The sequence below is a fragment of the Microcoleus sp. PH2017_12_PCY_D_A genome (assembly GCF_020738565.1).
Lineage (GTDB): Bacteria > Cyanobacteriota > Cyanobacteriia > Cyanobacteriales > Microcoleaceae > Microcoleus.
Genome location: NZ_JAEQCI010000070.1, coordinates 37795 through 50190, shown reverse-complemented (window position 1 = coordinate 50190; position 12396 = coordinate 37795). Strand labels below are relative to the sequence as shown.

Below are 12396 nucleotides of genomic sequence, written 5' to 3'. Positions count from 1 at the left end.
GTTTCTCACCCCCCACGTGCGGAAGCTATACCTCAGAAACCGGGTTTCTGGGAAGATTTCTCGTTTAGCAACTAAAAAAATCGTAGAAACCCGGTTTCTAGCCCCCCGATGCGTCCAAGACTGAAACTCCCTCTCCCCCTCTCCCCCTCTCCCCCTCTCCCTCTCCCCTTGTGCCAATACGCTAACTGTCTGCGTCTGGGCCTCGCAGCGCCCCAGCCTTGAAAAACTTCCGATCGATACAGCCACAGGATTAGAGCTACTTTGATACCTCGATCTATTCAGGCTCAGCGGATGTACAGGTTGAAATACTGACATCGTACTGAAAGTGCGATCGCCCCGCCGTTTATAGAGTTAACACATCTAGTTCGGCCAACCGCACATGGAAACCGTCGCTTGCTTCTCTCCACTATCATTTTTATTCAAATCATTGCGATCGCCCAAAAAAACCCGGCCCCCCGAGGTTCATCCCACGAACATCTTAGAGTTTCTAATGAGAATTGCTTAAAATAAAGGGGAAGCAGAAGTAATTATGCTCGAAATATTATCGAAACCAAACCAATTATCTCAAATTGAAGTTGAGCTTGGGCCAAACTCGGCTAAAATAGAATTTCTTCCTTCTGCTTCCCCTTTATTTCCCGTGTCCGATTTGGCAGCGACAGAATTTGCATATCAAGTTGGTGGCAGTTTGCAGGCTAACGCTCTTACCTACGTCACCAGAGCAGCCGATAGCGAACTTTACGACTCGTTAAAAGCAGGTGATTTTTGCTACGTGCTCACCTCCCGACAAATGGGAAAATCGAGTCTGCGGGTGCAAACAGCGCGCCGCTTGCAAGCAGAAAACATTGCCTGCTCAATTGTTGACATCACAGGAATTGGCACGGCCCAAATAACTCCCGTGCAGTGGTACGCGGGTTTTACAGCCACTCTCGCCAACAGCTTTAAAATTAAAATGAATGTCAAGACTTGGTGGCGCGAGCGCGAACACTTGCCGCCAGTTGTCAGATTAAATGAATTTATCGAACAAGTATTGCTTCCTGCGAGCGATCGCAATATCGTAATTTTTATCGACGAAATTGACAGCATTCTCTCCCTCAACTTCTCCAGCGACGACTTTTTTGCCTGGGTGCGCGGCTGCTACAACAAACGCGCCGAAAATCCAGAATACAACCGCCTGACTTTTGCCTTGTTTGGAGTCGCAACTCCTCAAGATTTAATCTCTGACAAAACCAGAACTCCGTTTAATATCGGCCGCGCCATTGAACTCAAAGGATTCGATCTTGCCGAAGCCGCACCTTTAGTTCGAGGATGGTCAGAAAAAATCGACAATTCCCAAGAACTTCTCAAAGAAATCTTAGCTTGGACTGGAGGACAGCCATTCCTCACTCAAAAACTTTGTCAATTAACTGCTCAGAAGTTAGCAGCAGAAACCAGCCGCGATTGCCAGAACCCAGCCAACTGTCAATTATTCATTGCTGAATTAGTGCAGTCTAGCACCATCGAAAACTGGGAATTTCAAGACGAACCAGAACATCTCAAGACAATTCGCGATCGCCTCCTGAGAAATCAAGAGCGCACCGGCCGTTTGCTAGGACTTTACCAACAAATTTTAGCAGATATGACTCTGCAAAACGGCGCACAAAATACCGCAGCAAACTCGAACGATCGAGATAATTTAGCTGAAGACTGTTCCGAAAAAATGGAACTTTTACTGTCAGGTTTAATCGTCCAAGACGGAGGCAAACTGAGAGTTTACAATCAGATTTATGCGTCTGTTTTTAATCGGCAATGGATACAGCAAGAATTAGCAAAGCTCCTGCCTTACTCCGAGTCGATCTGCGCTTGGGAAGCCTCCAACCGCACCGACACTTCCCGCTTGCTGCAAGGCAGAGCTCTCGCAGAAGCGTTAACCTGGGCGGCAGACAAAAGTTTGGGCGATCGCGATTATCAATTTCTATCAGCCAGCCAAGAACTCCAAAATCAGGAAGTTCAAAGAGCTTTGGAACTAGAAAAAGCAGCTTCGCAAATATTAGCCGAAGCCAATTTAGTATTGACTAAAGCTCAGCAAAAAGCCAAGCTAACAGTTCAATTGAGTTTGTTGGGACTCGCTGCAATTTCCGCAATCTCTGCTAGCGTAGTCCTGCACGCGCAGCGAGTTGCCCAGAAAGCTGAAAATCAAAAAAAACAATCGATAATTACCCACATAGAAGCGCTCAACTCCACCGCCGATATTTCCCTCAGCTACGACCAGCTAGGAGCCTTAATTGCAGCAGTCAGCGCGGGCCAAAAATTGCGAGAAATTGAAGTTTCCCCAGCGATCAAAACACAGACGGTAAATATACTGCACCGAACGCTAAATGCAGTCAGAGAACGCAATCGTTTGCCTAACGGACATACGGCTAATTTCAGCCCGGATGGCAAGTTGATTGTGAGTGCGAATGACGAATTGTTTGTGGAGTTTTTTCAGCCTAACGGTAAGTTAATTTTGAGTTTACCCGGACACAGCGAGTCAATTACTGAGGTGGTTTTTAGTCCTGACAGCAAGTTGGTTGCTTCTACAAGTTTTGACAAAACCGTCAGGATTTGGCGCCGTGACGGCACTTTGCTTTCTATTTTGAAAGGACACCGAGATTTGATTTGGAGCGCGAGTTTTAGCCCCAATTCTCAACAAATTGCTACTGCAAGTTCCGATAAAACTATTAAGATTTGGAGTACGAGCGGCGTTTTGCTGCAAACTTTAAAAGGACATACTAGACCAGTTACATCCGTCAGGTTCAGTCCCGACGGTAATAGGTTGGCTTCCACGAGTCAAGATAAGACTGTCAAACTTTGGACGCGCACCCCAAAAACACAGTTTCGACTTGAGAAAACTCTTTTGGGACACAAAGATGAAGTATGGGGCTGCAATTTCTCGCCAGACGGTGAGATGATTGCTTCTGCGAGTCACGATTGGAAGGTGAAACTTTGGAATACTGAGGGGAAGTTGCTGAAAACTCTCAACGATTCTACAGCAGGTTTGGGTAGTGTTAGTTGGAGTGCAGACAGCAAGTTGCTCGCAGGGGGCAGCACTGACGGCAAGGTGAGACTTTGGCGGCGCGACGGCACTTTACTCCAAACTTTTAGGGCACATCAAGCGGATGTGTGGAGCGTGAGTTTTAGTGCCGATCGCACAACTTTAGCATCTGCCGGGAAAGATTCCTCGGTGAAGCTTTGGAGTCTCGATCCTGCTAAAGTAGAAGGTGCCGAACTTGACACATTGCTCGCCGTCGGCTGTCGCTGGCTAGGAGACTACCTGCAATACAATCCGGGTGTTGAGAGCGATCGGCATTTGTGCAAAAAAACTGACAATTGACATTTTTTGCCAATTAGCAGAAACAGGTTGCGGTTGAATTGTCACGGCTGGCGATCGGCGAGAGATTTCTGGCTACTCTTGTCTGATTGTCATATAATTTTAGGTAATACCAATTTAATGGGTCGTTGCACATATTGCGATCCCCCTCGCATCCCCCTGGTTGAAGGGGGACTTTGATTGGACTCTTATTCCCCCCTTCAACCAGGGGGGATCGAATTCTCTGCAGCTTCATAAAAAATTGGTATAAGGGGTAATAGCAAATGTAGTCGCCCAAGTTGCGAAGGTCTATCAATCTGAACCAAATTCATGTTATGAAGCATTCAAGCTAGTGATAAGTGTTAGATTTGGGTGAGTGAAATTTAGGATAGATTAAATTTACTAAATAATCAGGTTTCAAAGGGGTGTCTGCTGTTAAATTAATCTAACCTGCAAAATTCTTTCAGGTGATCCCAGCACAATTAAAGAAAAAAAATCGTGCTGAATTCACTGATTTGAACGAGCCGAGTTGACTAGATTGCCAAGCTATCAAAATAGTAGACAAAGCAGTGCAAATAGTACGCAATACTCCAGCAGCCAACAGCAACTGCCAATTACCAAAGGAGGGAGCAGTGTATGAAACTGACGGGTTGAGTCCCCTGAAATCGCCGCTCGGTTTGCGATCGACTCTAGAGGAATTAACCCTGTACAACTTTCTCCTAGAGTCAGAATGTCTGGGCGGCGAAGTTTCTAAAATTTTTCAAGCTAATCCTTTACTTCCCGGCATCATCATTACCGATCGAGGAAAGTTTACAGGGATGATTTCGCGCAGGCGTTATTTTGAACACATGAGCCGCCCCTACAGCTTGGAGTTATTTTCTCAGCAGCCTTTGTTCATCCTCTACCGCTTTACTAAAACTGATATCTTGGTTCTCGATCGCAAAACCTCAATTATGACGGCAGTGCGGAAGTCTTTGGAGCGATCGCCCGAACTAATCCACGAACCCATTGTAGTGCAGGTAGAGCCGGACAATTACCAACTTTTAGACGTTCACCAACTGCTGCTTTCTCAGTTGCAGATTCACGAGTTAGCAACCGTGGCGATGCGGGAATCCCAAGCACAATTGAGACATCAAGCCCAACAGCTCGAACTTGCCCTCCTGGAACTTCAGCGCACTCAAACTCAACTAATTCAAACAGAGAAAATGTCTTCTTTGGGGCAGTTAGTAGCAGGAGTCGCTCACGAAATAAACAATCCCATCGGCTTTATCTATAGCAATTTGCACCATGCTAAAGAGTATACCGAAGGTTTAATGCGGATGCTTTCTCTGTACCGGCAGCACTGTCCCGAATCTATCCCAGCAATTGAAGCGGAATCAGAAAACATCGAACTCGATTATTTGCTGGAAGACTTACCCAAAGTGTTTGATTCCATGCAGCAAGGTGCAGAAAGGGTGCGCGATATCGTTTTGTCGCTGCGGAATTTTTGCAGGTTAGACGAAGCCCAAATGAAGCAGGTTAACATTCACGACGGTATCAACAACACAATTATGCTTTTGCAAAGCCAGCTTAAAGGCAAACCGGGGCAGGAGGCGATCGCAATTCACAAAGAATACAGCGACTTGCCACTGGTGCAGTGCTATCCCGGACAGCTAAATCAGGTATTTATGAATATTTTAGTTAATGCCATTTACGCTCTTGTTGAGTGGAAGAAACACGAAAATGTCGATGGAAAAACCCCGAACAATTCGCAATCCGGCGATAAAAATAATTCCTGTGCAAATACTCAATCCTCAGTTTCTAATTCTAGCCATCAGATGCCTGCGATTCTGATTCGCACGGAGTTAATCGAGGGCAAAAAGGTAATAATTAAGATTTCTGACAACGGCCCGGGGATGACAGAAGATGTTCGGAAGCGGTTGTTTGACCCTTTCTTTACCACAAAGCCTGTGGGAAAAGGAACGGGTTTGGGATTGTCAATTAGCTATGAAATTGTTGTCAATCAGCACGGTGGCGAATTGAAGTGCTTTTCGGAACCGGGAAAAGGAACAGAATTTGCGATCGAGATTCCACTTCAACAGTTTTCCCCAGCACATATGTTACCGCGCTTTGCCTGATGACTAATGACAGTTGACAGTTGACAGTTAACTAATGACTAATGACCAATGACTAATGACTAATGACTGCTGACTACTGCAAATCTTTGCAAACCCACTTCCACAAAGGATGACTCGGCCCCTGTTGGCGAATGCGGCGCACTTGTTGTTCCAAACGCTGTTTTTCGCGCTCTCGGAATCCTCGCACATTGCGACTTTGCCTTAGCACTACTAAAGTCATCCCCAAGCACAAAACCAAACCAAGAGTCGGCCAGCGGTGAAAATATAAACCGTAGCGCACCGCCGCCCAAGTAAAGTTTTCAAACCACAAATCGATTTCGTGACGCAAACTCCAAATGCTCAAAGAACCGACGCTAATCCACAGCAATATCACAGTTAACCAGCGGGCGTAAACTGTTAGTTTGTGAAGCCTTTGGACTTCTATTTGCAAATTAGGGTCGCTTTCATTAGTCATGGCAGAAGGAAGAAGGAAGAAGGAAGAAGGAAGAAGGAAGACAGAAGTTGCAATCAACCCGCATAGGGAAATTGCAATGCGAGAACGTCCTAACCATCTTGGCGCGGTTGCAATAACACCAGTCAGCAGCTCGATCGCTAATGACTGATGACCAACCATCGTTAAACTTCTTCTGAGGGGTTAATACCTTCTGCGGGGACGGCGGTGGACTTGCCCGTGCGACTGCGCCACCAAGCCAGCAGCGTGCTAGCAATGAAAATACTGGAATACGCACCAGCAATAAAGCCGACAATCAATGCTAAAGCAAAGTATTTGAGGGTTTCGCCTCCAAACAAAAAGATGGAAAACAATGTCAGCAGCGTCGTCATAGTCGTGTTAATTGACCTTCCCAGGGTCTGCATGACGGCATCATCGACAATTTGGTCGATCGACTGTCCGGGATTTAGCTTGATTACTTCCCGCACGCGATCGTAAATTACCACTGTATCGTTAACAGAAAAACCGATAATTGTCAAGAGGGCGACCACAAATAAACTGTCAATTTCCACTCCTTGAACTAAACCCAAAATTGAGAAAATGCCCAGCGTAATTAAGACATCGTGAAACAAAGCAACAAAAGCAAAAAAGGCATAATCTAACTGAAATCGGAACGTTAGATAAAGAGTAATGCCAGCAAAGGAAAGCAACAAAGCCAGCAAACCAGAAGTAAACAACTGTTTGCCGAGGGTAGGCCCAACCGTATCAATTTGAGTAGATTGAGGAGCAAAAGCGCCTATTTTCTCGCTCAAAGCTGTTTGCAACTTAGTCCGCTGTTCGACATCCAAAGTTTTCGTGCGCAGCGACAAACCGCGCTGTTCTTGGCCGATAACTTGAATGCTGCTACCAGCCAAACCTTGGGAGTCCAGGACTTCGCGGACAGTGGCAATATCGATGGGTTTACAATTTTCCGGTTTCGTGCAGTCGAGTTCAAATTGCAGCCTGGTGCCGCCGATAAAGTCTAAACTGGGGCGCAGCGGTGCGCGGATGTCGGGACGAGTCCAAGAAATCGCCATCGACACTATACCTGCAAGGATTATAGCGGCGGAAAGACTCCACCAGATCGATCGCTGTTTGATAACACTGAATTTCATAAATTAGCGGGAATTGGGAATTGGGAATTGGGAATCGGTAATCGGTAATCGGTAATCGGTAATTGCGAGTTGGAAATTGGTAATTGCGAATTGCGAATTAATTTACAACTGATTTTTAGCAATTTTTACTTAGCCAATCTTATCGATTACCAATTACCCATTACCCATTACCTACTAGCTATTAGCTATTAACTGTTTTCGACAAACCGGGACAAAACCACTCGGGTTTGCGTAATTTGGGAAAGCCCAACACTACCAACATTAGAGTGCGGCTGCAAGTAAGAGCAGTAAACATACTCACTGCGACGCCCAAGGCCAGCGTTACAGCAAACCCTTTGACTAAACCAGCGCCCAACCAGAACAAAGCAGCACAAGCAATCAGGGTAGTTACGTTGCCGTCTAAAATGCTGGAAAAAGCGCGGTAAAAACCAGATTCGACCGATCGATAAAGCGTCTTCCCCGCCCGCAACTCTTCCCGCGTGCGCTCAAAAATCAACACGTTAGCATCCACGGCCATCCCGATGCTGAGCACAAAACCAGCAATTCCTGGCAACGTTAATGTCACCCCCAACAGCACGAAAGCGGCCCAAGTTAACAAAGCATAAATTAACAGAGCAATATTGGCAATTACGCCGGGGAGTCGATAGTAGCCAACCATGAAAATCAAGACTAAAGTCAAGCCACCGATGCCTGCATTAATACTGCTTTGAATGCTGTCTCGTCCCAAGCTGGCACCTACTGTGCGGTTTTCAATAATTACGACAGGCACGGGCAAAGCACCGCCGCGCAATTGCACCGCCAAGTCATTAGCCTTCTGTGCTGTAAAGTTGCCCGAAATTTCGACATTACCGCCTGTGATACCAGTTTGTTTGTACTGATCGCTAACAGTCGCAGCACTAATGAGTTCGTTATCTACAAAAATGCCTAGGGTGAGGTTTGTACCAGCAATGCTTTTGGTCAATTCGGCAAACTTTTGGGCCCCCTCAGTATCGAACCGTAGCGCTACAGCGTAGGTGTTGCCTAAGGAATTGGATGTGGCGAAAGCATCTTTGAGGTTTTTGCCGGTGATCTCGGTACGTTCGTAAAGGTTGGCGGTAAGCTGTTTAATGTCCTGATTCTTTTTGTCGATCGCAGCTTGGTTGTCTGCGATCGCCTTAGCATCTCCTTTTGCCTGCAACTCCTGCTGCTTTCCCAGCAGTCCAGCAAGTTCCTCTTTCCTAACCTTCAAAAAAGCTCCTTCTTGCGGTGTCTCGCGCCGAAAATCTAGCTGTGCCGTACCGCCGAGTACCCGTTCCGCTTGTTGCGGATCGCTTACTCCAGGCAACTGAACCAGAATTTGATCGCTGCCTACGGTTTGTACAACTGATTCGGAGACTCCCAAACCATTAACTCGGTTTTCGATAATTCGCCTCACTGCTTCTAGATCCCGCTCTTCAATTTTCGGGATATCTTTGGTAGTTTTCACCTGAATTGTGAGTTGCGATCCTCCTTGCAAGTCTAATCCCAGCCGCGTCGGAATTGTTGCTATCACAGTAATAGCGGCTACGATCAAAACAAAAATTAGGGCTAATAATGAACGTTGTTTTTGCATACTTAATTATTTATTAGTCAGTTGTCAGTTGTCAGTTGTTAGTTGTCAGTTGTCACTTGTCATTAGTGAGTGGGAAAGAAACCGGGTTTCTACGATTTTTGAGTTTAGTAACGAGAAATATCGCAAGAAACCCGGTTTCTGAGGCCGTGAGTGCATCCATTAACTTCTGAATTATTACTTCAGGATTCACCTCTGAGGGTAAAAAACTAAACCGGTGCATACTGCGCCCCTACTTCTCAACTAATGACAACTATCAACTGTCAACTGTCAACTGTCAACTGTCAACTGACAACTGACAACTATCAAGTGAGTATTTATACTCGCAAAGCTACCATTTTTTGGACGGCTTCGACTATTTGATTGGGCTGGACAATTGTCAGTCTTTCCAAATTGCCGTTGTATGGTGTGGGAATATCTTGTGAAGACAGGCGCAAAACCGGTGCGTCGAGTTCGTCAAAATATCGATCGCTAATCGAAGCAATTAGTTCGGCACCGATGCCTCCGGTTTTCATGCACTCCTCTACAATAATTACTTTGTGAGTTTTGCGAATAGATTCGCCGATGGTGTCCATGTCGAGGGGTTTGAGAGAAATTAGGTCGATTACTTCGGGATCGAAACCTTCTTTCATGAGTGCGGGCAAGGCTTGCAGGACGTGGTGCCGCATCCGCGAATATGTCAAGATGGTGACATCTTTGCCCGATCGCACAATTTCCGCTTTATCTAACGGCACTAAATATTCTGTTTCTGGCAAATTTTCCTTAAGGTTGTAAAGCAAAACGTGCTCGAAAAACAGCACCGGGTTATCGTCGCGAATGGCTGATTTTAAGAGTCCTTTGGCGTTGTAGGGAGTCGAACAGGCGACAATTTTCAAACCCGGTACTGCTTGGAAATAGGCTTCTAACCGCTGGGAGTGTTCGGCGCCGAGTTGTCGGCCCACGCCGCCCGGGCCGCGAATTACCATCGGCATTTTGAAGTTGCCGCCGGAGGTGTAGCGCAGCATTCCGGCGTTGTTGGAAATTTGGTTGAAGGCGAGGAGCAAAAAGCCCATGTTCATGCCTTCGATGACCGGGCGCAATCCCGTCATTGCTGCGCCGACTGCCATGCCTGTAAAGCTATTTTCGGCGATCGGGGTATCGAGCACTCTTAGTTCGCCATATTTGTTGTAGAGGTCTTTGGTGACTTTATAGGAACCGCCGTATTGACCTACATCTTCGCCGAGTACGAATACAGAGGAGTCGCGAGCCATTTCTTCGTCTAACGCCTCGCGGAGGGCGTTGAACAATAAGGTTTCTGCCATAGGAGGTGAAGCAATGATTGCAGGAGGGTCAGATTAGAATCTTAACCTTTTGGGGGTGTCGATGAGGATGCGATCGTAAATTCGGCAATTGAACCAGGCAGAATTGGCAAGACACGTATCATGTCTTGCTATTTTTGTCAACTGATGAATAATAATTATTTACAAGCTATTCCATTGTTCAAGAGTAATTTGCCTTTCTGTAATCTCCTCAACTTCTCGAATCATCATCCGTAGCTGAGGGACAGAATACTCATCATTAGAGGGAATCGTTAAGCGACATTCTTCATAAATCATAAACTGGTGCTTACTTCCAGAAAAAGGGCCCGAAAAGCCTAGCTGTTGCAATTTCTGGATGAACTCTCGACGCTTACAAGGTATCCAACGGCTCAAGGCTAGGCTCCTGATTTAAATCAATATTGTCAATGACTGGTAAACGGTGTCGCAATTTCAACCCTAGCAAAATCCAGTCTTCCAAAGTCGATCGCAACTCATTTTGACACTCTTTTAAAGTTGAACCAAAGGCGATGACTCCCTTGCAAACAGTAATTTTACCGACAAAGCTATTATCTTCAAGTTTGTCGTAGCTCGCCTCGTCCATTGCTTTGTCAACGTATTCGCTCAGAATGAATTTTACAGTCATTGAATTTCCTTTCGCTTGGCGAATATTTGGCTATTAGGTATTTAGTTACCTCCGCAGTTACGCTTATTATATTTTTTTTATGCTCAAATAGCTGTCCTCGAAAATTTGCCAATTTATATCTGAAAAATAGTATTTTTTACCATGAATAGTAAAGTTTGTCAAGCTCTGCATTTAAATCTCAGCAAAATGTTTTTGCAATAAATCGTGAATAAATCGATAGCGCCGATCGCCCGTTTTTTGCAGCAACAGCCGATCGCCCGCAGCATCCAGAAAACGCTGGTAATCCCAAGGAATATGACCGCTAGACCACAGTAGCAGGTGCAATAGAAAACTTTCAATCGCCGGAATTCCCGGCAATACAGCACTAATTGCCGCAGCCGCAGCACCCGCAATCAACCCCAAAACCGACCCGGAAACTAGAGTGACAATCGATCCCAAAATCACCCAAATCAGCCCGCCAACTAGCTTAACTCCAAACTGATACTTGCGCTGTTCCTCGCCTGTTTGCAGCCAACTCGACGGGATGCGATCGAGGTAAAATTCTTGAATTCCTTGCTGTTCCATCCTTCTCGCCAACCATCCCAGCCATTTGCGAATTTGTTCGGGCCGCAGTTTTTTTCCTCTGGGATATTGCTTGACTTCCCCAGTCATTTGATGGCGGATGTAGGCCGTTAATAGATATTTGCGCTGTTCTTCTGCGGAAGTTATGCGCTTCCAAGATTCGATTAAAATATCATCGTAAGCCAAAGCCATCATGCTCAATAATAAGGGAGCTTTTGCCAATTTTAGCAACTCGGGTTCCTTCTCTATGCTGTACCAAAGTTCGCGACTTCTGGCTTCTAGTAGATAATTTTTAATTTGAGTTTCTGTTAAAGGTTTCAGCAAAACTGCTGCTTGCAATTTAAACCTATTTTGACAGTTTTTGTAGACTTCAAAAGTGCTACAAGCGACTAAATGTTTTGGTTGAAATTCGCTTTCAAGAAACTGATTGATTGCTTGAATGCAGCTATCTTGGCGGTGGGTTTCTACTTCGTCCAAACCGTCGAGGAGAGGCAGCAATTTTAGTTCGGCGAGCATTTTTTTGCCGATCGCAGGAGAGATACTGTATTTATATTGAAGCTGAGCAATTAACCAATCTGCGATCGCCCCTGATTCTGCTTTCCACGATCCGAGTTCAAACAGCACCGGTACTGGCAAATTAGGATCTTGTTCGGCGCGCGAAACTAACACCAGAGCCAATTCTAGCAGCGTCGTGGTTTTGCCGGAACCCGTCGCTCCCAAAATGACTAATTTGCCGCTGGTGCGATCGAACACTTGAGAAATGCTAGCTTTAGCCGGAAGCCGAAAACTCGGGCGGTTTCCGGCTTTCACTTCCACATCCCAACAGCGGCCCACACCCACAGGCTGCGAGTCAGGGCTGAGGTTAGCCAGCACAGCAGTATGCAATGATTGCGATCGACCTGCTTGGGCTTCCTGCTTCACCTCCGAAAGCAGTCGATCGCGAGGCGGTTGTAATCTGAGAGAAATGAATCTTGACATTAGAGCTACTAAACTGCACCGGAGCGGGCGATCGCTTACCTTGCCATTCGCCGCGCGCAACTGGCGGGCGAGAAGATTACCATCTGTACAGTTGTCAAGTATAGATGGAGTGAAATGATTGTGACAATTATCCAGGTTAAATTTTAGGAACTCATGCGGAAACCTCAGCCCTGATTAAGTATTTTCACTATAAGGAGAAGGGCGATCGCCGGGAGTTTTCGAGTAAAATCTGGATCTATCCGCCTAATTACGTATTTTTCCTATAACTTGACTGGCGATCGCGCCAACTTGGAAACAAAAAT

At 46.0% G+C, this 12396-nt stretch carries 8 protein-coding genes; 2 read left to right on the top strand and 6 right to left on the bottom strand.

Going from position 1 to position 12396, the window contains the following annotated elements:
* Positions 1–529: 529 nt before the first annotated feature.
* Both JGK39_RS20710 and JGK39_RS20705 read left to right on the top strand, forming a co-directional pair.
* Positions 530–3349 carry an AAA-like domain-containing protein gene (locus tag JGK39_RS20710; RefSeq protein WP_293256519.1) on the top strand — a complete coding sequence of 940 codons (2820 nt, stop codon included), beginning with the start codon at positions 530–532 and terminating at the stop codon, positions 3347–3349.
* A gap of 545 nt (positions 3350–3894) precedes the next feature.
* Positions 3895–5442 carry an ATP-binding protein gene (locus JGK39_RS20705; protein WP_293256516.1) on the top strand — a complete coding sequence of 516 codons (1548 nt, stop codon included), beginning with the start codon at positions 3895–3897 and terminating at the stop codon, positions 5440–5442.
* 73 nt (positions 5443–5515) lie between these two features.
* Here the strand turns inward: JGK39_RS20705 and JGK39_RS20700 are convergent, their stop codons facing one another.
* The 6 genes from JGK39_RS20700 to JGK39_RS20675 all read right to left on the bottom strand — a co-directional run bounded on the left by JGK39_RS20700 (position 5516) and on the right by JGK39_RS20675 (position 12094).
* Positions 5516–5896, bottom strand: a complete 381-nt coding sequence (locus JGK39_RS20700) for a hypothetical protein (RefSeq protein ID WP_293256513.1) — start codon at positions 5894–5896, stop codon at positions 5516–5518.
* Between the two features lie 161 nt (positions 5897–6057).
* Positions 6058–7026, bottom strand: coding sequence for a protein translocase subunit SecF (gene secF, locus JGK39_RS20695; RefSeq protein ID WP_293296057.1), 969 nt, complete (start codon positions 7024–7026; stop codon positions 6058–6060).
* Between the two features lie 181 nt (positions 7027–7207).
* Positions 7208–8617, bottom strand: coding sequence for a protein translocase subunit SecD (secD, locus tag JGK39_RS20690; RefSeq protein ID WP_293256504.1), 1410 nt, complete (start codon positions 8615–8617; stop codon positions 7208–7210).
* 314 nt (positions 8618–8931) lie between these two features.
* On the bottom strand, positions 8932–9915 hold the full coding sequence (locus JGK39_RS20685; protein ID WP_293256501.1) for an alpha-ketoacid dehydrogenase subunit beta: 984 nt from the start codon (positions 9913–9915) through the stop codon (positions 8932–8934).
* 367 nt (positions 9916–10282) lie between these two features.
* The gene (locus tag JGK39_RS20680; protein ID WP_293256498.1) at positions 10283–10555 is read right to left on the bottom strand and encodes a type II toxin-antitoxin system HicB family antitoxin; all 273 of its coding nucleotides are present in this window, start codon (positions 10553–10555) and stop codon (positions 10283–10285) included.
* Positions 10556–10726: 171 nt separating this feature from the next.
* A complete protein-coding gene (locus JGK39_RS20675) occupies positions 10727–12094 on the bottom strand; it encodes an NACHT domain-containing protein (RefSeq protein WP_293256495.1) in 1368 nt (455 codons plus the stop codon).
* Between the last annotated feature and the right edge of the window lie 302 nt (positions 12095–12396).

Coding starts and splice junctions, on each gene's coding strand:
- JGK39_RS20710 (WP_293256519.1), top strand. CDS start 530: ATGCTCGAAATATTATCGAAACCAAACCAATTATCTCAAATTGAAGTT.
- secF (WP_293296057.1), bottom strand. CDS start 7,026: ATGAAATTCAGTGTTATCAAACAGCGATCGATCTGGTGGAGTCTTTCC.
- JGK39_RS20680 (WP_293256498.1), bottom strand. CDS start 10,555: ATGACTGTAAAATTCATTCTGAGCGAATACGTTGACAAAGCAATGGAC.
- JGK39_RS20700 (WP_293256513.1), bottom strand. CDS start 5,896: ATGACTAATGAAAGCGACCCTAATTTGCAAATAGAAGTCCAAAGGCTT.
- JGK39_RS20675 (WP_293256495.1), bottom strand. CDS start 12,094: ATGTCAAGATTCATTTCTCTCAGATTACAACCGCCTCGCGATCGACTG.
- JGK39_RS20685 (WP_293256501.1), bottom strand. CDS start 9,915: ATGGCAGAAACCTTATTGTTCAACGCCCTCCGCGAGGCGTTAGACGAA.
- secD (WP_293256504.1), bottom strand. CDS start 8,617: ATGCAAAAACAACGTTCATTATTAGCCCTAATTTTTGTTTTGATCGTA.